This window comes from Klebsiella sp. LY (assembly GCF_004010915.1).
Taxonomy (GTDB): Bacteria; Pseudomonadota; Gammaproteobacteria; order Enterobacterales; family Enterobacteriaceae; genus Klebsiella; species Klebsiella quasipneumoniae.
The window spans coordinates 3,922,488-3,941,229 of sequence record NZ_CP022444.1 but is presented as its reverse complement, the minus strand read 5'-3'; the positions used below and the strand labels follow the sequence as shown (position 1 = coordinate 3,941,229).

Sequence of the window (18,742 nt, the reverse complement as noted above, 5' to 3'; positions counted from 1 at the left end):
GACACTCCTCACCTTTCCAGCATCCCTTAGCGATCAAGGCACGGCTGAATAATGCTATCGATAGCAGCATTCACCTGTTTTGCACCGGATATCAGGGTGATACTTATCGCCCTCGCCCCAGCCACCTGATACATATCGATCTGGGCGACTCGTGTGCCGTGCTGCGAAATATCAAAGAAGTTTGGCGCATTCTGCTCGGGGATGATGCGCTCAACCTCATAGCCTTGCGGCTTCAGGGCGCTGCGTATGCAGTCATAGCGCCAGTGCAGCCCCAGCCGATCGGGTACCGAATAAGTCTGATAGATGGTTTTGTCGCCGAAGGGGTGAATGACTCCGCAGGCCACCAGCAGAACGGCAATGACTATCAAGCCAAAAATTCTCATTATATTTCCATAACATAAAGACGCACCCGACATGAGCGCTGACGCTTTGCGCAGCGGAATTTACGCTGCCAGCGCTAAAAATTCAACTTTTTGTTGATAATTAAACATTGTGCGTATAACTTAATCCTGTCAGCGAATCTCCCATGGTAAAATAGCGTTCCGGGGTCGCTTCCTGACCACGATTCCAGCAGAGGATCATCCATGACATCAGAGTACACACAGCAGGTTGCACAGATCGCCGGGCCGCTTGAAGCAGCCATGGACGCCATGGCGGGAACGTTATCAGCGAATCAGGAGGTGGTGTTGCATAATCTCACTACCCCAGAACATTCCATTATCAAAATTATTAACGGTCATGTTAGCGGCAGGGGTAATGGCGATCATTTATTAGCCGGTCCGGAAAAAGATACCGGTTTTGCGCTGCTTCTGCAGAAGACGAATAACAACAAGCCGAGAACCATAAGCGATTATAAAACCGTCACCGCTTCAGGGAAAACGCTCAATAGCGCATCGACAATTTATTACAGCGAAGAGGGATATCCGCTTATCGCCTTCTGTATTAATGTCGACCCCTCGCCTTTTGAGCAAATACGCAAGAGCCTTGACGCGCTGCTGCCATCGCCGGCGGAGGCCGCAGAGGCGGTCGATCTTAATTTAGGCGGATTGATCGATCAGTCAATCCAGGAAATCATTGATAAATATTCAGTGCCGGGTAAAAAAATACAAAAAGCGCAGCGTTTGAAAATTGTCGCTGAAATGCATACGAAAGGTATTTTTAAAATGCGCGGGGGCGTGCAGCAGGCGGCTCAGGCCCTGGGGGTAACACGATATACGGTTTATAATGACCTTGAGGTGATGAATGAAAAATAATTCACAGCAGCGCATTCGCTTTTATCAGGTCGATGCTTTCTCAAAAGGCCCCTTTACCGGCAATCCCGCCGCGGTTTGTTTGCTGGAGGCGTGGCCTGAAGATAGCGTGCTGCAGCGCATTGCGACGGAAAACAACCTGTCGGAAACGGCCTTTGTTGTCAGGCAGCCTGACGGTTTCGGATTGCGATGGTTTACCCCAGCCGTCGAGGTCGATCTCTGCGGTCATGCCACGCTGGCTGCGGCCAGCGTGCTGCTCAATCAACAAGCGCGCGATCGGGTGCGTTTTTTCACCCGCAGCGGCGCGCTGGACGTCACGATGCATGACGGAAAATATACCCTGGATTTTCCGCTGGTTGTTCCGTCACCCATCGCCGCGCCGCAAGGATTGTTCAAGGCGCTGGGACTGGCTGAAGACGCAGGTGAAACCTGGCAAGCCTCCGATATTATTGTCGTCATTGATGACGAAGCGCTGTTGGACGCGCTTAAACCCGACTTTAACGCCTTGAATGCCTTCAACACCCGTGGCGTGGTGGTCACCGCCGCATCACGGACCTTCGATTTTCGTTCTCGCTGGTTCGGTCCGCAGGTGGGAGTCAACGAAGATCCGGTCACCGGTTCGGCACATACTTTTCTGGCGCCGCTGTGGAGTGAGAAACTGGCGAAAAAAACGCTTCATGCCCAGCAAGGTGGCAACCGTAAGGGAGAACTCTTCTGCCACATCAAAGATAACGGACGTGTTGAACTCTCAGGCGAAGCCTGTCTGGTTATTGAAGGTACCTTTATTTTGTAAACCAACGAATCTATAGTTTATTTGCAAAATTATATTAGCTTAATGGCGAATTGTGATTCTCATCATCTTAAATAGGCCTCTTTAATATTTTGGTGAGAATCATTTAATAACGTCATCCGGGGTTTGCCGTTTCCAGCCCCGGAGCATTGATAACAACAGGCATTTTTTATCCGTTACGTGCGAAAAGATAATAAGCGTGCTGCCTGCGCAACAGAGTCTGCGGCAGGCATAGCCAGCTTCAGCCATAAAAATGAGATTTTTAATGTTGTGTTAGCCAAAAATGCCTGAACGGGTCTTTGAATGGTTATCACTGGAATCGTTACTTTAACTCTGGGTATTAAATAACAACTAGCAAGTCGTTCATCCCGACAATATTGCCGAGAACTCACCTCTGCCGGTGTCGGAATCGGGAGCACTGACAGGGCTAACAGAGAGAATATTATGTTAACAAAACCAGATGATGAATCTAAGAAAAAGGCCACGCCCCTTGAACGTCGTATAGTGGTTATTACGTTAGTCGCCATGTTAATACTTTATTCGGTGTTAATTATGACCCACTTTCGATAACTGGTTAGTCTGTCATATTCTGCGGCCCACCGTGGCTTTTTTACAACAGGTAGCACAATGAAAAAGTTCGTTGCAGTATTCGGTTTGGCATTATTAACGTTCACCGTTGCGGGGTGTTCCAGCGATTATGTATTAGAGAAAAAAAATGGTGAGATGATTATCACCCACGGAAAACCGGAGGTCGATGACGATACTGGGTTAATCACCTATGAGGATATCGCGGGAAATGAACATGCCATTAACCGGGATCAAATTATTCAGATGATCGAGAAATAGCCTTTGTATGGGCAGAGCTGGCGTGATGCGCTCTGCCCATTCACTTTGCAGAGTTAGCGAAACGCCTCCAGGCGTTTGATCTGCTGCCCGTCGGCAGTAAAGTTTTCCGCCGCCAGCCACGCCCGCAGCGCCGCATCGCGCGCAGGCCACTCGCCGTCGATGATGGACAGCATATCGCTGTCGCGCGTCCGCCCTTTACGCACCAGCCTCTGCCGCAGACGTCCTTCCCAGCTAAAGCCCAGCCGTTCGGCGGCGCGGCGCGAGGCGACATTCATCGAATCGCATTTCCACTCCAGCCGACGATAGCCATGGTCAAAGCCGTTCTTCAGCAGCAGCCAGACCGCTTCGGTACCCAGCGGGGTGTTTTTCATCCGTCGCGACCAGGTGACATGGCCGATCTCAACCGTGCCCATTTCCCGTTCGATCGCCATATAGCTGACGATGCCCACCGCCTGCTCGCTATGGAGGTCAATCACCGCATACGGCACCAGGGCATCATCATTCACCTTGCCCGCGATCCAGTGGGCGGTCGCCGCCACGCTCTCCGGCCGCGTAGACGCCAGCCACGTCCAGTCGCTGTTGTCACCGAGCGCATAGGCGGCAAACAGATCCGCCGCATGACGGTCAACGTCCAGCGGCTCCAGTCGACAAAAACGGCCATTTAACGCCGTCCGTCGCAGGACTCGCGCCCCCTGCCAGCCTGGGACAAGGTCGTTCACCTGCTGGCCAAACTCATTGATTTCCGGCACACCCACCTCCTCGCAATAGACAATGCGTTATAGCAAGAAGCCCGCAGCGGAGAAAGGCGCTTCTGCGCGACCGGCAATAACCTGTCGTTCTTGATTATGCGTTTTTAGCATAAGGATATCCTTATTTTGACTTTACGCCTTTTCGCAAGCGGCCTAACGTAGCGAGGCATAAAAAATTAAAATAACCATTTTTCAGGGATTGCACATGACCAAAAAACTGTTGCCTTTACTGGTACTGACGGCGCTCTCCACCGCCGCGCATGCCGCCACGCCGCCCAACACGCTGGTAGTCGCCCAGGGTCTCGACGATATCGTCAGCCTCGACCCGGCGGAAGCGAACGAACTCTCCAGCATTCAGACGGTCCCCAGCCTCTACCAGCGTCTGGTGCAGCCGGACCGCAACAACCCTGAAAAAATCGTACCGATTCTCGCCGAAAGCTGGCAGGCCGATCCGGCGGCGAAAACCCTGACCATTAAACTGAAGTCGGATGCCAAATTCGCCTCCGGTAATCCGCTGCGCCCGGAAGATGTGATTTTCTCATACACCCGCGCGGTGACGCTGAATAAATCGCCAGCGTTTATTCTCAACGTGCTCGGCTGGCAGCCGGACAACATCGCCAGCCAGCTGAAAAAAGTTGACGATCATACCCTGACGCTGCACTGGACCGCCGACGTCAGCCCGGCGGTGGCGCTGAATATTCTCTCCACCCCCATCGCCTCCATCGTTGATGAAAAACAGGTGGCGCCGAACGCGAAAAATAACGACTTCGGCAACGACTGGCTGAAGATGCACTCGGCGGGCAGCGGGGCCTATAAAATGCGCGTCTACCAGCCGCATCAGGCCATCGTGCTGGAGGCCAACGCCAGCTCCCCCACCGGCGCGCCAAAGATCAAAAGCATTATTATTAAAAACGTCCCCGACCCGGCTTCCCGCCGCCTGCTGATCCAGCAGGGGGATGCCGACGTGGCCCGCGACCTCGGCGCTGACCAGATAGCCGCCCTGCAGGATAAACCCGGCGTGAAGGTGCTGAGCATCCCGTCCGCCGAGCAAAACTACCTGGTGTTTAATACCGCCAACAGCGCCAACCCGCTGCTGAATAATCCGGCCTTCTGGGAGGCGGCGCGCTGGCTGGTCGATTATGAAGGCATCACCAAAAATCTGCTGAAAGGACAGTACTTTATTCATCAAAGCTTCCTGCCGGCCGGACTGCCGGGGGCGCTGGAGACCAATCCTTTCACCTTCAACCCGCAAAAAGCTAAGGCTATCCTCGATAAAGCGGGCATTAAGGATGCCCACTTCACCCTCGACGTGGAGAACAAACCGCCGTTTATCACCATCGCCCAGTCGCTGCAGGCCAGCTTTGCCCAGGGCGGGGTGAAGGTGGATCTGCTACCCGCCGCCGGCAGCCAGGTCTATGCCCGGGTGCGCGCGAAGCAGCATCAGGCGGCGATCCGCCTGTGGATCCCGGACTACTTTGATGCCCATTCCAACGCCAGCGCCTTTGCATGGAACGATGGTAAATCCAGCACCGTGGCCGGGCTCAACGGCTGGCAGATCCCTGAGCTGAATAAAGTCACCCTCGCCGCGGTGGCGGAGCCGGACCCGGCGAAACGCCTCGACCTGTACAAAACGATGCAGGAAACCCTGCTGCAGCATTCGCCATACGTCTTTATTGACCAGGGGAAAACCCAGATCGTGGTGCGCGACAACGTGAAGGGCTATCAGCAGGGGCTGAACGCCGATATGGTCTGGTACGATAACGTCACCAAGTAAGCGGGTTATGTCACCGGGCATGGCGGCCTCGCCCTGCCCGGATGACCGTTTCGCCACCCGGGTCCGGTGGGCGTCGCGCCGCCGGGAACCATGTTGATATACCAGGAATTTCCATTTTCCATGCCATCGTTTTCCACTCATCTTACCCACCTGCTGCAGGGGCTGTTTACCCTGCTGCTGACGCTGTTCGGGCTGCTGCTGGTCACCTTCGCGCTCTCCGCGCTGTCGCCGGTCGACCGCGTGCTGCAGATCGTCGGCGACCATGCCAGTCAGTCGACTTACGACCAGGTTCGTCATCAGTTGGGTCTCGACCAACCGCTGCCGGTGCAGTTCTGGCACTACCTGGTCAACCTGTCCCATGGCGATCTTGGCATCGCCAGCGCCACCGGCCAGCCGGTGCTCCATGACCTGCTGGCGGTCTTTCCGGCAACCCTTGAGCTGGCGACCCTGGCGCTGATCGTCGGCGCGGTACTGGGCATCGTCGCCGGGGTGCTGTGCGCCCGTTACGCCGGTTCGCCGTGGGATTTGGCGGTGCGCACCTTTACCCTGTTGGGCAACTCGGTGCCCATTTTCTGGCTCGGCCTGCTGATGCTGGCCCTGTTTTACGCCCGGCTACAGTGGGCGCCGGGCCCAGGTCGCCTCGACGATATTTATCAGTACACCGTCGAGCCGCGCAGCGGTTTTGCGCTGATCGACACCTGGCTCTCCGGCGATATGGCGGCGTTTAAAAATGCCATCGGCCATCTGCTGCTGCCGGTGCTGGTGCTGGCCTATTACTCGCTGGCCAGCATCACCCGCCTGACCCGCTCCGCCTGCCTGAGCGAGATGAACAAAGAGTACATTCTGCTGGCGCGGGCCAAAGGGGCTGGTGAGATGACAATTCTGCTGCGCCACGTCCTGCCCAATATCCGCGGCACTCTGCTGACGGTGACCGCCCTCGCCTGGACCTCGATGCTCGAAGGGGCGGTGCTCACCGAAACCGTCTTCTCGTGGCCGGGGATCGGCCGCTACCTCACCACCGCGCTGTTCGCCGGGGATACCACGGCGATCATGGGCGGCACGCTGCTGATTGGCGTGAGTTTTGTGCTGATCAATAACCTGACCGACCTGCTGGTGCGGTTAACCGACCCGAGGGTGCGCTGATGCCGACTTATCTGTTTTTACGCCGTCTGCGCCGATCACCCGCCGCCTTCAGCGGCCTGGCCCTGGTGATCCTGCTGGTGCTGACCGCGCTGTTCGCCCCGTGGCTGGCGCCGCACGATCCCAACTGGCAGGATGCCGCCGCCCGTCTGCAGGGACCTGGCGCGGGGCACTGGCTCGGCACCGACAGCTACGGCCGTGACCTGCTGTCGCGCCTGCTCTACGGCGCACGTCCGGCGCTGGGTCTGGTGGCGCTGGTAACCGCCATTACCCTGCCCGTCGGGCTGCTGGTGGGTATCCTCTCCGGCTACTATGGCGGGTGGCTGGAGCGAATACTGATGCGGTTTACCGACGTGGTGATGTCGATGCCGCGGTTGATCCTCGCCTTCGCGTTCGTGGCGATGCTCGGCCCGGGGCTGGTCAACGGCGCGCTGGCGTTAGCCCTGACTACCTGGCCGGCCTACGCCCGTCAGGCGCGCAGCGAAATTCAGCGCCTGCGCCATAGCGACTATCTCGCCGCGGCGGAGATGCTGGGCATCCGCGGCGGGCGGCTGCTGGTCGGCCATATTCTGCCGCTATGTCTGCCGTCGGCAATTGTCCGGCTGGCGCTCGATCTGGCGGGTATTATTCTCGCCGCCGCCGGGCTCGGCTTTCTCGGCCTTGGCGCTCGCCCGCCGATGGCGGAGTGGGGAGCGATGATTGCCGACGGGATGCAGGTGATTTTCGACCAGTGGTGGATCGCTGCCATCCCCGGCGCGGCGATCCTGCTCGCCAGCCTGGCGTTTAACCTGCTGGGCGATGGCCTGCGCGATATTCTGGAGCCGCAACATGACTGACATCCGACTGACCGTGCAGGGACTCGCTGTCGACTACCCCACCGCCCGGGTGGTGGACAACGTCAGCTTCACCCTCGGCAACGAGCGGCTGGCGCTGGTGGGCGAATCCGGCTCCGGCAAATCCATGACCGCCCGGGCGCTGATGGGCCTGGTGCGCAAGCCCGGGATAGTGAGCGCCGAACGGCTGGAGGTGCTGGGGCGTGATGTGCTGACCCTTAGCGCCCGCGGCTGGCGCGAGCTGCGCGGCAACGATATCGCTATGGTGCTGCAGGACCCGCGCTATGCGCTGAATCCAGTGCAATCCATTCAGACGCAGCTGGAAGAGGCGTTAACCCTGCATCAGCGTCTCAGCCGCCGCGGGCGCGCCGAGGCGGTCAAAGACGCTATCGCCGCCGTCGGTCTGGATCTCCCGGTCCTCAGCCGCTATCCCGGCGAACTCTCCGGCGGGATGGGGCAGCGGGTAATGATCGCCCTCGCGCTGCTCAATAACCCGAAGGTGCTGATAGCCGACGAGCCGACCTCAGCCCTTGACGCCCGCCTGCGCAACCAGATCCTCGAGCTGCTGGTGGAGCAGTGCGCGCAGCGGCAGATGGCCATGTTACTGATCAGCCACGATCTGCCGTTAGTGGCCGCGCATTGCGATCGCGTGCTGGTGATGTACCAGGGGAGACAGGTCGACGAGATGCCAGCGCGAGCGCTACCGACGGCGACGCACCCTTATACCCGCACCCTGTGGACCTGCCGGCCGAATGCGCATACTTACGGCCAGATACTGCCGACCCTCGACAGAACTCAGGACTTTACGGAGACGGCCCATGGCGATCGTTAATCTTCAGGATTTACAGGTAACATTCGGCGCGAAGACGGCGGTCTCCGCCGCCAGTTTCCGTGTCGACGCCGGGGAAACCTTCAGCCTGATCGGCGCCTCGGGCTGCGGTAAATCGACGATTTTGCGCGTGCTCGCCGGATTACAGCGCGAATGGCGCGGCAGCGTGGATCTGCTCGGCCAGGCCATTACGCCGGGCGCCCGCTTTCAGGGCGAGCTGCGGCGCAACGTGCAGATGGTGTTTCAGGATCCGTATGCTTCGCTGCATCCCAACCATACCCTGTGGCGCACCCTGGCGGAGCCGCTGCAGATCCACGGCATCCGCGACGTTGCCTCGCGGGTGACCACCGCCCTTGAGCAGGTGGGTCTGGCCGCCGACGCCGCGCGCCGCTATCCGCATCAGCTCTCCGGTGGTCAACGGCAGCGCGTGGCCATTGCCCGCGCCCTGCTGCTGCGCCCGCAGCTCCTGCTGCTGGATGAGCCGACCTCGGCACTGGATATGTCGGTACAGGCGGAAATCCTCAATCTGCTTAACCGCCTGAAACAGGAGCACGGCATGACCTATCTGCTGGTCAGCCATGATGCCGACGTCATCGCCCATATGTCCGATCGGGCAGCGTTTATGGCGGAGGGCGTGATCCAGCGCTTTTTCGATCGCGACGCGCTGGTCAACGGAGAACACCGAATGAGGTGAAGTCAGCGGATGCGCGGTTGTTTTGTCGGGTGGCGCTTCGCTTACCCGACCTACGATTCGTGCGACCTGCCGTTAATTTACCCACTTGCGGCGACTGAAACTGCCGGTGCTGGCGGCCTCAAAATCGCTGAGACGTTCCCGGAAGGCCGGGGGTACAGGGGGCGGCGGCGACTGGCCGCCCCCTGTGCGCTCCTTGCGCCATGAATGACATAACGCAGAAGAAATATTGGGAGCGCAATCTGCCCGGAATTAACACAGAAGCTGTAGCCCTGCCAGACGCAGCGCGAACAGGGAAATATTCAGTTGTGACGTTATTTCGCCGGGTGGCGGCTGCGCCTTACCCGGCCTACAGGATCCACACACAGGCTCACACCCCGTAGGCCCGTGCAAGCGCAGCGCCGCCGGGCAACAGTATACGGCCCCCTCCCCTACTTCGCCAGGCTGGCAAAGCGGGCGAATACCGCATCAAAAATCGCCAGCCCCTGCGCCACCTGCTCAGCAGTAATGGTGCACGGCGGCACCACGTGAATGCGGTTTTCCACCACAAAGGCCAGCAGTCCGGCCTCGGTTAAGGCCCCTTTGATCGCGGCCATGTCGGCGGCGGTCAACGGCGTTTTTTGTTTACGGCTGCTTACTAGCTCCAGCGCCTGGAACAGGCCGCGACCGCGCACCTCGCCGATAATGGCGTGCTTCTCCGCCAGCGCCTCGAGGCCGGGTCGCAGCACCTCGTTGCCGATATAGGCCGCGTTCTCAACCACCTTCTCCTCTTTCATCGCGTCGATGGTGGCGACAATCGCCGCCATCGCCAGCGGATGGCCGGAGTAGGTCAGCCCCCCGGCAAAGAAGTGGTCATCAAAGTAGCGGGCAATCGGCTCACTAATCAGCACCCCGCCCGCCGGCACGTAGCCGGCGTTAACCCCCTTGGCAAAGGTCACCAGATCCGGCACCACGCCATCCTGTTCGAAGGCGAACCAGCTGCCGGTGCGGCCAAAGCCGGCCATCACCTCATCGAGGATCAGCACGATGCCAAACTCGTCGGCCAGAGCGCGCACGCCCTGCATATAGCCTGCCGGCGGCACGAGGATCCCGGCGGTGCCGGGGATGGACTCCAGCAGGATCGCCGCGATGGCCGTCGGCCCCTCGCATTCAATTATCCGCCGCAGATGCGCCAGCGCGCGCTGGCACTCCTCTTCCTCAGTCGCGGAGTTGAACTCGCTGCGGTAAAGGTAGGGGTTGAAGAAGTGCACATGGCCGCGGGAGAACTCATTCGGCACCCGGCGCCAGTCGCCGGTGGCGGCGATCGCGCTGCCGGTGTTGCCATGGTAGGAACGATAAGCCGAGAGCACCTTGTCGCGCCCGGTATAGAGCCGCGCCATGCGAATCGCGTTCTCATTGGCATCCGCCCCGGCGTTGGTGAAGAACACCTTGCTGAAGCCCGCCGGCGCCAGGTCGACGATGCGCTTCGCCGCTTCGCCGCGGGCAAGGTTGGCGGTGGCGGGCGCGATGGTGACCAGGGTCTCCAGCTGCGCCTTCATGGCCGCCAGCACCCGGGGATGTTGATAGCCTATGTTGACGTTCACCAGCTGGCTGCTGAAATCGAGCCAGGTATTCCCCTCGTAATCCCATAGCTCGCAGCCTTGCGCCCCGGCGATGACCAGCGGGTTGAGATTGCCCTGCATCGACCATGAATGAAACACATAGGCGCGATCCAATTGCCGAACTTCGTCATTGCTTACCGCGACCTCGTTGTGAATTGCCAGCTTCATACCCTGCCCTCTCTCATGTCGTAGTGGTTGGCTTCATCATTGGCCGCGGCCGCGCAAATCGGATAGAGCCAGTGCGCGCAAAACGATGTGACACGGTGTCACATCCCCGCCCGTCGTCTGGCCCTGTGCCTTGCCGTCCGGCGTTTTTATAGTGAAGGGACAACCGTACAGGAGAATGAGATGGCAACGAGCAACGTAGTGTTTATCACCGGGGCGACCTCGGGTTTTGGCGAAGCGGCAGCGCAGGTGTTTGCCGACGCGGGCTGGTCGCTGGTGTTGAGCGGGCGCCGCTATCCGCGACTGAAGGCCTTGCAGGACAGCCTCGCCGCTAAGGTGCCGGTGCATATTATTGAGCTTGACGTTCGTGACAGCGAGGCAGTGGCTGCCGCCGTGGCGTCGCTGCCCGCCGATTTCGCCGATGTCACCACCCTGATCAACAACGCCGGGCTGGCGCTGTCGCCGCTGCCGGCGCAGGAGGTGGCGCTGGAGGACTGGAAAACGATGATCGACACCAATGTCACCGGTCTGGTGACGGTCACCCACGCCCTGCTGCCGACGCTGATTCGCCATGGCGCCGGAGCGAGCATTATCAATATCGGCTCGATCGCCGGACAGTGGCCCTATCCCGGCAGCCATGTCTATGGCGCCAGCAAGGCCTTCGTGAAACAGTTCAGCTATAACCTGCGCTGCGATCTGCTTGGCACCGGCGTGCGAGTCACCGATCTGGCGCCGGGGATTGCCGAGACCGAATTTACCCTGGTGCGCACTAAGGGCGACCAGGCGGCATCGGATAAACTCTATCGCGGCACCACGCCGCTGAGCGCGCGCGATATCGCCGAGCAGATGTTTTATATCGCCACGCTGCCGGCGCATATGAACATTAACCGGGTAGAGGTGATGCCGGTGCGTCAGGCGTGGCAGCCGTTCGCCATCGATCGGGATTAAGAGAAGCCCGACGCTTCCCCTGCCGCGTTGCCGGCAGGGGGGACAGGCCGGTCTAGCGGCTGCTTTGCAGAAACTGCCTGACGCGTTCGGAGTCAGGTTGCGTGAAGAACTTCTCCGGCGGCGCCTTCTCAATCAGCAGCCCCTTCTCCAGAAACACCACCTCATTGGACACCTGGCGGGCAAAATCCATCTCGTGGGTCACCACCACCATGGTGTAGCCCTCGGCGGCAAGGGCTTTCATCACTCCTAACACCTCGTTCACCAGCTCCGGATCCAGCGCCGAGGTCGGTTCATCGAATAGGATGACTTCTGGCGACATCGCCAGCGAACGGGCGATCGCCACCCGCTGCTTCTGCCCGCCGGAGAGGGTGATCGGGTAGACATCGGCTTTGTGCGCCATGCCGACTTTCTCCAGCTGCCGCATAGCCATGGCCTTCGCCTCGTCCCGCTTCATGCCCTTAACGCGCAGCAGCGCCTCGCTGACGTTCTGCTGCACGGTCAGATGCGGCCACAGGTTAAAACTCTGAAACACCATCCCCACCCGCTCGCGGATTTTGGCCAGCTGGCGGTGCGACATCGCCCGGCCGCGCTGTTCATCAATCCCCAGCCGCTGACCGCCGATATGAATTTCACCGCGGTCCGGCTGTTCCAGCCAGTTCATACAGCGCAGCAGGGTGGATTTTCCCGACCCGGACGAGCCGAGAATACTCACCACGGTCCCCTTCTCCACCGTCAGGTTAATATCCCGCAGGACTTCCACATTATCGAACTGCTTGGAGACGTTTTTGACGCTTACGGCAATAGACTCAGGCATGGCTCATTCCTCGTTTGGCTCCCCAGGCGGTCAGGCGCTTAATCAGCAGCTCCAGCAGAATGCTGATCGCCCAGTAAAGCCCAATGGCGACGATAAAGGCGTTAAACGGAATAAAATAGGTCGCCTGGACGCTGTTGGCGGCGGCGGTGATCTCCTGAACGGTAATAATGCTCAGGAAAGCGGTGTCCTTCAGGCAGATAATCAGCTGATTGCCGATCAGCGGTAAGGCGGAAGAGACGATATTGGGTAAAATAATCCACCGAAAAATGGCATAGCGAGAAAAGCCCTGAGCAATCGCCGCTTCAATATACCCGCCGGAAAATACCCGCCGCTGGCTGCGCAATATTTCAAAGAAGTAGGCGCCATGATAAATAATCAGGGCCAATAAACCGGCGGTCCACGGCTCCATGCTAATACCGAGCTGCGGCAGTCCGTAATACAGCAGATAGGCGAGGATCAAAAAAGGGATCGCGCGCATCAGGCTGACAAAGCCAATGATAACCCGGTTAAGGACTTTCTTTTGATATTCACTCAAATAGCACAGCGCAATACCGATAATAAGGGCCGCCAGGGCGGCGGTAATAAACAGTTCGAGGGTCGCGAATAACCCGGCAATAAAGCTATCGCGTACCGACCAGATAACGCCCCACTGATTCATAATACCTCCCGTTGCTAGCGCGCCAGGCGCCTGGCTTTCCGTTCCGCGATCCCCTGCAGCTTCAACAAACAGCCGATGATCGCCACATACAGCAGGCCGGCGGCGAGGATCGGCGACAGCGGCTCGTAGGTGACCGAGGAGATACGGTTGGTCACCCGGGTAAGATCCACCACGCCAATCACGGCGATCGCCGGGCTACCTTTGATCAAAAACGACATCTCATTGACCAGCGCCGGCAGGCTCTCGATCCACATCTGCGGCAGCATGATGTAGCGGAAGTAGGTCCAGCGGCGCATTCCCACCGACTCCGCCGCCTCCCGCTGTTCGCGCGGAAAGGTGCGGAAGGCGTTGCGCCAGATCTCAGCGTTAAACGCCGACGTGTTAAGCGTCAGCGCCACAATCGCGGCCACGTTCTTGTCGAGGTTAATACCCATCGTGGGCAGCGAAAGAAACAGAAACAGCACCAGCGTCACCAGCGGCGTCGCGCGGGCCAGGCTGATATAGACCACCAGCAGCTGGTCGATAACCGGCAGACGCAGCATCCGCACCAGGGCGATCAGCAGCCCCGCCACCACCCCGAAGGCGATAGCGATGGCCGAAATCCAGAGGGTCGTCCATGCGCCTTCGATTAATAACTGCCAGGAAATTGCATCCATGAGGCCCTCCTTCTCAGCAACAGGCGGCGGTCGCCCGCCGCGGAACATTACAGACCGGCAAGCTTATGAAATTGTTCCGGGCTGGTGATCGCCTCGGTGGGCAGGTTGTCATAGGTTTCGCCGAACCATTTTTTCTGCAGCTCGGCGAGCTTGCCGGTCTCCTTCATGTGGTTCATAAACTTGGTCATATAGGCCAGCAGCTGCGGCGAGTTTTTCGGGATCGGCCACGCCATATAGCCCGGTCCGGAGACGGCCAGCCCTTTGGCGAAGACCTTCGGTTTGGCTTTCGCCAGGTCGTTTACCGAGATAACCACGTTAATCACGTAATCCAGCCGCTTATTCGCCAGGTCGGCGTAGGCTTCCGGATAGGAGGGGTACTCCACCACCGGTCCCAGCTTGCCGCCGGTCTGCTCCAGCATCGCCTTCAGCTCCGGCAAACGCGCCAGCAGCGCGCTGCCTGCCTGCACGCCCACTTTTTTGCCGCTGAGATCGGCAATGGTATTTAGCGAGGTATCGCCAGCGCGTTTGACGAAATAGTGCTGCGCGGAGGCCCATGGTGGGGTGAAATCAAAGACTTTCAGCCGCTCATCGGTAATAACCGCCCCGGTTAAGGCCATATCGTATTGTCCGGTGGAGACAGCCGCTAATAATCCGGTCCACGGTAATATGCTCTGGTCGACATGAAATTTGGCGTATTTACGTAACTCCTCAAGCATATCTTTGTTAAAGCCATCGGCCTGGCCATTATTCATAAAGTTAAACGGCGCATAATCATCTTCCGTCGCCACTTTCAGGGTGCCGGATTTTTCTATTTCCGGCAGATCGGCCGCGACGGCGTGATAAGAAAAAGCAACCGTTAATACAGCGCTCAGACATATTGATGCCAATGATTTTTTCATTATTTCACCCCTGATGGATTGGCCAGACGGGTTCATTCCAGAACGCGAAAAGGTTTATGCAAAATAGAGGCCGGGAGGTTCCGGTCCGCGGCGGCTGAATGCGTTTTTAATGTGGGAGCGTTTTGCAATTCCGTATAGAGCCAGATGGGCCGCATCGCTGTGTCAGATGGCGGAAGGGTGGTATGGAATTTGCTGAGCTTAGCGGGTGGTCGCGATGCGTTATTGCCAGAGGAGCCCCGTATGATCCGTCACCTGTTACACGTTGATTTTGAGCCTGGCCGCGGTTTGCAGGAACAGGTGCGAGAGACGCTGGTGAATGCCATTCTCAGCGGGATCTTCGCCGCCGACACCCCGCTCCCCTCCTGCCGCCAGCTGGCCAGCCAGCTGCGCGTCTCGCGCAACACCACCGCCCTGGTGTTCGAAAGCCTGGTCAACGAGGGCTACCTGATTAGCCGCCCGCGAAGTGGTTACTACCTGCACCCCGACTATCACGATGCTTCGCCGCCCGCGGTCGAGAGTGCACCGCAGCGCGAAGCGGCTGCACCACGCTGGGGCGACCGGCTGCAGATGACCCCCAGCCAGCAGGAGTCGATCCTCAAACCGGCGGGCTGGATGCACTACCGCTACCCGTTTATCTACGGCCAGCCCGATACCCGGCAGTTCCCGCTGGCCACCTGGCGCTCGGCGGCGAACTGGCTGCACGGCGGGGTGCGCGACCCGGCGTGGGTCATCGACCATATTGACCAGGATGTGCCGATGCTCATCGAGCAGATCCGCACCCGGGTGCTGCCCAAGCGCGGCATTGTCGCCGCCCCGGACGAAATTCTCATCACCCTGGGTTCGCAAAACGCCCTCTACCTGCTGACACGGCTGCTGCTCTCTTCCACCACCCGCATTGGCGTCGAAAACCCCTGCTTTCGCGAAGCCATCAACACCTTTCTGCTCGCCGACGCCGAGGTAGCGCCGCACCCGGTGGATGAAGAGGGGATCGTGCTTAATGAGCGTCCCTGCGATTACTACTATGTCACCCCCGGCCACCAGGTGCCCACCGGTGTGGCGATGAGCAGCGCGCGCCGCCGCCAGCTGCTGGAGCATGCCGCCCGCCATGACGCGGTGATCATTGAAGATGATTATGACTCGGAGAGTAACTTTACCCAAAACCCGCTGCCGGCGCTGAAGGCCAGCGATCGCAGCGGCCGGGTGGTGTATGTCAGCAGCCTGTCAAAGGCGCTGTCGCCGGGGCTGCGGCTGGGGTTTATGGTCGCCGACCCGGACCTGATCGACGAGGCGCGCGCCCTGCGCCGGTTGGTCTATCGCCATCCGCCGACCAACATTCAGTACCAGATGGCCCATTTCCTCGCCCAGGGCCATTATGAAACCCATCTGCGGCGCTACCACTACGACTCCGCCCAGCGCTGGGAGCGCCTGCACGCCGCCCTGCAGCGCTATCTGCCGTCGTGCCGCGCGCTGGCGGGGAGCGAACACGCTAACGCCTTCTGGCTGCAGACACCGGCGCAGATCAACACCCAGCAGCTCACCTGGCGCGCCGCCCACGCCGGCGTGCTGATTGAGCCCGGGGCGCGCCATTTTCTCAGCGCCGCGCCGCCGGATAACTACTTTCGCATGGGTTTCCACGCCATTAACCCCGACGCCATCGCCCAGGGGGTGGAGGTCCTGCGCGGCCAGCTGGAGCAGATGGGTTAGCGAAATTGTTCGTACTCAACGGCATCGCGCACGCTGAGCAGCGCCGGGCGCAGACTGTCGAAAGGCACCGATCCGAGCGCAACGCGCAGCGCCTGTGGAATCGTGGCGGAGACGCAGAACGGCTCGGCGGTCGACACCGAAATACGCCGTTCCATCAGCGCGTTCGCCAGCCGATCGGCCCGGCTCTCTTCCCCCAGAGGCAGCCAGACGAAGTACGAATCGGGATGACTGACAACGGGAAGCCCACAAAGCACCTCGCGGGCCACCTGCTGCCGCTGTCGCGCATCCTGGCGTTTCTGTGTTTCAAAGCGGGCCACCGTGCCATCTTCAATCCAGGCGCAGATCAGCGAACTTATCAGCGTCGGCGTATTCCACGTCGTGGCCCGGATGGCGCGCTCAATCTCCGGCCGATAGCGCGGCGGAGAAATCACCACCCCCACGCGCAGCCCGGTGGCGATATTTTTCGAAAATCCGGTGACATACACCGTTCTTTCCGGCGCATAGCTGACCACCGGCGGCGGCGGGCGGCTCACCAGCCTGGCGTAAGCCGCATCTTCAATAATCAGCAGATCGTGCTGGCGCGCGAGGTCGGCCAGCGCCTGCCGCTGCCCGGCGTTGAGCACCCAGCCCAGCGGATTGTGCAGCGTCGGCATGGTATACACCGCCCGCACTCGCCGCTGCTGGCACAGCGCATGAAGCGCCTGCAGGTCCGGCCCCTCGGCCCCACAGGGGATGGCCGCCAGCTCCAGATGATAGAGCGCCGCCAGCACCTTGAAGCCCGAATAGGTCAGAGCATCAACCGCCACCACATCGCCCGGACGTAACAGCCCCATAACGGTCACCGCCAGCCCGTGCTGTGCGCCGTTAACGATCAGGACATTTTCCGCGGCCGGCGCAAAGTGTCGGCAGGTCAAATGGCGGGCGATAATGTCCCGCTCGGCGAGCCGCCCGGCGTGAGGCTGATAGCGCAGATGCGAATCAATATCGCCCGCTATCGCCAGCTGCCTGAGCGCCTCGCGCAGCGCATCGCCCTGCGCCGGCAGCGAAGGGTAGTTGAAGTTAAGATCCACGACGTCAGCGGCCACCACCTGCTGATCGACCCCGTGCCCCGGCGGCAGCGCGAGGTCGCGCACGAAGGTGCCGCGGCCGGTTTCGCCGCTAACCAGCCCCATCTCTTCCAGTTCACGGTAGACGCGGGTGGCGGTGGCCAGCGAGAGGCGTTCATTGGCGGCAAGGGTACGGTGCGTTGGCAGACGGCTGCCGGCGGGCAGCTGCCCGCTGCGGATCGCCTGCGCGTATCGGTCGACAACGGCTTTGTATCGAGCTTTCATCGTGAAATGTATCTATGACAATAATTTGATTGTATCAGATTGGCCACATTACCATCGCCACTGACGATGCTCAAGCGGGCGCAGCCCAATCAGATAACGCGAGGTTAACGTGGTAGATTCAATATTGGATAAATCGGCGCCCGGCCCCTGGTCCGGATGGTTTCATGGTTTACTGGGGGTGATTATTTTTAGCGGTTCCCTGCCCGCGACGCGGCTGGCGGTGCAGGATATGGATCCGTTGTTATTGACCTTTCTGCGCGCCTCCATCGCCGGGCTGCTTGCCATCGCCTTGCTGGTCGGCTTTCGCCAGAAACGCCCGCGCCTGGTGCAGCTTGTCCCCCTGATCATCATCTCATCAGGGGTGGTGATCGGCTTTCCCCTGCTCACGGCGCTGGCCCTGCAGCGCATCACCTCGGCGCATTCGATTGTGTTTATTGGTCTGCTGCCGCTGATGACCGCTATTTTTGGCGTGCTGCGCGGCGGCGAGCGTCCGCAGCGCGCTTTCTGGATCTTTTCGCTGCTGGGCAGTCTGCTGGTGATGGGATTCTCCCTGACGCAAAGTGCGGCGACGTCGCTCAGCGGCGATCTGCTGATGCTTGCGGCGGTTATCGCCTGCGGCCTCGGCTATGCGGAAGGGGCGAAGCTGACGCGGGAGCTCGGCGGCTGGCAGGTGATCTGCTGGGCGCTGATGATTGCCCTGCCGTTGATGCTCCCCGCCTCGCTGATGGTTCAGCCTGCGTCCTGGCATGCCATATCGGCCTCCTCCTGGACCGCGCTCGGCTATGTGTCGCTCTTCAGTATGCTGATCGGTTTTATCTTCTGGTACAAAGGGCTGGCCGCGGGCGGGATCGCCGCCGTCGGCCAGCTCCAGCTATTGCAGCCGTTCTTCGGGCTTGGCCTGTCGGCGGCGCTGTTGCACGAAACCGTCAGCCCCTTGATGCTGGCGGTTACCCTCGGCGTGGTGCTGTGCGTAATGGGCTCGCGCAAATGTGGCCGCCGGCGGGTTAGCGCAGAGAGCAGGAGCAGTGATTGACCGCCCCTACATCCGCCGTCCCGGGTTTCGG

19 protein-coding genes are annotated in these 18,742 nt (G+C 59.9%); 11 read left to right on the top strand and 8 right to left on the bottom strand.

Annotation, left to right across the window (positions count from 1 at the left end):
• Nucleotides 1-26 precede the first annotated feature (26 nt).
• On the bottom strand, nucleotides 27-383 hold the full coding sequence (locus tag CE636_RS22285) for a hypothetical protein (RefSeq protein ID WP_017899035.1): 357 nt from the start codon (nucleotides 381-383) through the stop codon (nucleotides 27-29).
• Between the two features lie 201 nt (nucleotides 384-584).
• Between CE636_RS22285 and CE636_RS22280 the strand changes: the two genes are divergently transcribed.
• The 3 genes from CE636_RS22280 (at nucleotide 585) to CE636_RS22270 (ending at nucleotide 2,886) form a co-directional block, all read left to right on the top strand.
• Nucleotides 585-1,253, top strand: coding sequence for a helix-turn-helix transcriptional regulator (locus CE636_RS22280; protein WP_004885662.1), 669 nt, complete (start codon nucleotides 585-587; stop codon nucleotides 1,251-1,253).
• Complete coding sequence (locus tag CE636_RS22275) at nucleotides 1,243-2,043, top strand: PhzF family phenazine biosynthesis protein (protein ID WP_017899034.1); 801 nt, start codon at nucleotides 1,243-1,245, stop codon at nucleotides 2,041-2,043. Before CE636_RS22280 ends, CE636_RS22275 begins: the two co-directional genes overlap by 11 nt.
• A gap of 624 nt (nucleotides 2,044-2,667) precedes the next feature.
• Complete coding sequence (locus CE636_RS22270; protein ID WP_004885657.1) at nucleotides 2,668-2,886, top strand: YgdI/YgdR family lipoprotein; 219 nt, start codon at nucleotides 2,668-2,670, stop codon at nucleotides 2,884-2,886.
• Nucleotides 2,887-2,939: 53 nt separating this feature from the next.
• On the opposite strand, the gene CE636_RS22265 is transcribed toward CE636_RS22270, so the two are convergent.
• Nucleotides 2,940-3,635 (bottom strand): GNAT family N-acetyltransferase, encoded by a 696-nt coding sequence (locus CE636_RS22265; protein ID WP_017899033.1) that lies wholly within the window; start codon nucleotides 3,633-3,635, stop codon nucleotides 2,940-2,942.
• 205 nt (nucleotides 3,636-3,840) lie between these two features.
• On the opposite strand from CE636_RS22265, the gene CE636_RS22260 reads away from it, so the two are divergent.
• From CE636_RS22260 to CE636_RS22240, 5 genes are all read left to right on the top strand, one after another.
• Nucleotides 3,841-5,409, top strand: coding sequence for an ABC transporter substrate-binding protein (locus tag CE636_RS22260; protein WP_017899032.1), 1,569 nt, complete (start codon nucleotides 3,841-3,843; stop codon nucleotides 5,407-5,409).
• Nucleotides 5,410-5,529: 120 nt separating this feature from the next.
• Entirely contained in the window at nucleotides 5,530-6,552 is a 1,023-nt protein-coding gene (locus CE636_RS22255; RefSeq protein ID WP_017899031.1) for an ABC transporter permease, read from the top strand.
• Nucleotides 6,552-7,385: an ABC transporter permease gene (locus CE636_RS22250; protein ID WP_004885647.1), complete on the top strand. Its 834-nt coding sequence runs from the start codon at nucleotides 6,552-6,554 to the stop codon at nucleotides 7,383-7,385. The genes CE636_RS22255 and CE636_RS22250 overlap by 1 nt, the downstream gene beginning before the upstream one ends.
• Entirely contained in the window at nucleotides 7,378-8,214 is an 837-nt protein-coding gene (locus CE636_RS22245; protein ID WP_017899030.1) for an ABC transporter ATP-binding protein, read from the top strand. Before CE636_RS22250 ends, CE636_RS22245 begins: the two co-directional genes overlap by 8 nt.
• Nucleotides 8,201-8,905: an ABC transporter ATP-binding protein gene (locus CE636_RS22240; RefSeq protein ID WP_004885642.1), complete on the top strand. Its 705-nt coding sequence runs from the start codon at nucleotides 8,201-8,203 to the stop codon at nucleotides 8,903-8,905. The genes CE636_RS22245 and CE636_RS22240 overlap by 14 nt, the downstream gene beginning before the upstream one ends.
• 428 nt (nucleotides 8,906-9,333) lie before the next feature.
• On the opposite strand, the gene CE636_RS22235 is transcribed toward CE636_RS22240, so the two are convergent.
• Nucleotides 9,334-10,671, bottom strand: coding sequence for an aspartate aminotransferase family protein (locus tag CE636_RS22235; RefSeq protein ID WP_017899029.1), 1,338 nt, complete (start codon nucleotides 10,669-10,671; stop codon nucleotides 9,334-9,336).
• A gap of 180 nt (nucleotides 10,672-10,851) precedes the next feature.
• Between CE636_RS22235 and CE636_RS22230 the strand changes: the two genes are divergently transcribed.
• Nucleotides 10,852-11,616 carry an SDR family NAD(P)-dependent oxidoreductase gene (locus CE636_RS22230; protein WP_004885636.1) on the top strand — a complete coding sequence of 255 codons (765 nt, stop codon included), beginning with the start codon at nucleotides 10,852-10,854 and terminating at the stop codon, nucleotides 11,614-11,616.
• A 52-nt stretch (nucleotides 11,617-11,668) separates the two neighbouring features.
• Here the strand turns inward: CE636_RS22230 and CE636_RS22225 are convergent, their stop codons facing one another.
• Genes CE636_RS22225 through CE636_RS22210 form a run of 4 tightly spaced genes read right to left on the bottom strand, consistent with a single transcriptional unit; the run spans nucleotide 11,669 to nucleotide 14,643 of the window.
• Nucleotides 11,669-12,430, bottom strand: coding sequence for an amino acid ABC transporter ATP-binding protein (locus CE636_RS22225; RefSeq protein ID WP_004885633.1), 762 nt, complete (start codon nucleotides 12,428-12,430; stop codon nucleotides 11,669-11,671).
• Nucleotides 12,423-13,088 carry an amino acid ABC transporter permease gene (locus tag CE636_RS22220; protein ID WP_017899028.1) on the bottom strand — a complete coding sequence of 222 codons (666 nt, stop codon included), beginning with the start codon at nucleotides 13,086-13,088 and terminating at the stop codon, nucleotides 12,423-12,425. Before CE636_RS22220 ends, CE636_RS22225 begins: the two co-directional genes overlap by 8 nt.
• A 14-nt stretch (nucleotides 13,089-13,102) precedes the next feature.
• A complete protein-coding gene (locus CE636_RS22215) occupies nucleotides 13,103-13,744 on the bottom strand; it encodes an amino acid ABC transporter permease (RefSeq protein WP_002893187.1) in 642 nt (213 codons plus the stop codon).
• 47 nt (nucleotides 13,745-13,791) lie between these two features.
• Nucleotides 13,792-14,643 (bottom strand): transporter substrate-binding domain-containing protein, encoded by an 852-nt coding sequence (locus CE636_RS22210; RefSeq protein WP_017899027.1) that lies wholly within the window; start codon nucleotides 14,641-14,643, stop codon nucleotides 13,792-13,794.
• A gap of 240 nt (nucleotides 14,644-14,883) precedes the next feature.
• Here CE636_RS22210 and CE636_RS22205 point away from each other — a divergent pair, with 240 nt between their 5' ends.
• Nucleotides 14,884-16,347, top strand: a complete 1,464-nt coding sequence (locus CE636_RS22205) for a PLP-dependent aminotransferase family protein (RefSeq protein WP_017899026.1) — start codon at nucleotides 14,884-14,886, stop codon at nucleotides 16,345-16,347.
• On the opposite strand, the gene CE636_RS22200 is transcribed toward CE636_RS22205, so the two are convergent.
• Nucleotides 16,344-17,678, bottom strand: coding sequence for a PLP-dependent aminotransferase family protein (locus CE636_RS22200; protein ID WP_017899025.1), 1,335 nt, complete (start codon nucleotides 17,676-17,678; stop codon nucleotides 16,344-16,346). The genes CE636_RS22205 and CE636_RS22200 overlap by 4 nt on opposite strands.
• 124 nt (nucleotides 17,679-17,802) lie before the next feature.
• Between CE636_RS22200 and CE636_RS22195 the strand changes: the two genes are divergently transcribed.
• On the top strand, nucleotides 17,803-18,711 hold the full coding sequence (locus CE636_RS22195) for a DMT family transporter (RefSeq protein WP_020481001.1): 909 nt from the start codon (nucleotides 17,803-17,805) through the stop codon (nucleotides 18,709-18,711).
• Nucleotides 18,712-18,742 lie beyond the last annotated feature (31 nt).

Coding starts and splice junctions, on each gene's coding strand:
- CE636_RS22285 (WP_017899035.1), bottom strand. CDS start 383: ATGAGAATTTTTGGCTTGATAGTCATTGCCGTTCTGCTGGTGGCCTGC.
- CE636_RS22280 (WP_004885662.1), top strand. CDS start 585: ATGACATCAGAGTACACACAGCAGGTTGCACAGATCGCCGGGCCGCTT.
- CE636_RS22275 (WP_017899034.1), top strand. CDS start 1,243: ATGAAAAATAATTCACAGCAGCGCATTCGCTTTTATCAGGTCGATGCT.
- CE636_RS22270 (WP_004885657.1), top strand. CDS start 2,668: ATGAAAAAGTTCGTTGCAGTATTCGGTTTGGCATTATTAACGTTCACC.
- CE636_RS22260 (WP_017899032.1), top strand. CDS start 3,841: ATGACCAAAAAACTGTTGCCTTTACTGGTACTGACGGCGCTCTCCACC.
- CE636_RS22255 (WP_017899031.1), top strand. CDS start 5,530: ATGCCATCGTTTTCCACTCATCTTACCCACCTGCTGCAGGGGCTGTTT.
- CE636_RS22250 (WP_004885647.1), top strand. CDS start 6,552: ATGCCGACTTATCTGTTTTTACGCCGTCTGCGCCGATCACCCGCCGCC.
- CE636_RS22245 (WP_017899030.1), top strand. CDS start 7,378: ATGACTGACATCCGACTGACCGTGCAGGGACTCGCTGTCGACTACCCC.
- CE636_RS22240 (WP_004885642.1), top strand. CDS start 8,201: ATGGCGATCGTTAATCTTCAGGATTTACAGGTAACATTCGGCGCGAAG.
- CE636_RS22235 (WP_017899029.1), bottom strand. CDS start 10,671: ATGAAGCTGGCAATTCACAACGAGGTCGCGGTAAGCAATGACGAAGTT.
- CE636_RS22230 (WP_004885636.1), top strand. CDS start 10,852: ATGGCAACGAGCAACGTAGTGTTTATCACCGGGGCGACCTCGGGTTTT.
- CE636_RS22225 (WP_004885633.1), bottom strand. CDS start 12,430: ATGCCTGAGTCTATTGCCGTAAGCGTCAAAAACGTCTCCAAGCAGTTC.
- CE636_RS22220 (WP_017899028.1), bottom strand. CDS start 13,088: ATGAATCAGTGGGGCGTTATCTGGTCGGTACGCGATAGCTTTATTGCC.
- CE636_RS22215 (WP_002893187.1), bottom strand. CDS start 13,744: ATGGATGCAATTTCCTGGCAGTTATTAATCGAAGGCGCATGGACGACC.
- CE636_RS22210 (WP_017899027.1), bottom strand. CDS start 14,643: ATGAAAAAATCATTGGCATCAATATGTCTGAGCGCTGTATTAACGGTT.
- CE636_RS22205 (WP_017899026.1), top strand. CDS start 14,884: ATGATCCGTCACCTGTTACACGTTGATTTTGAGCCTGGCCGCGGTTTG.
- CE636_RS22200 (WP_017899025.1), bottom strand. CDS start 17,678: ATGAAAGCTCGATACAAAGCCGTTGTCGACCGATACGCGCAGGCGATC.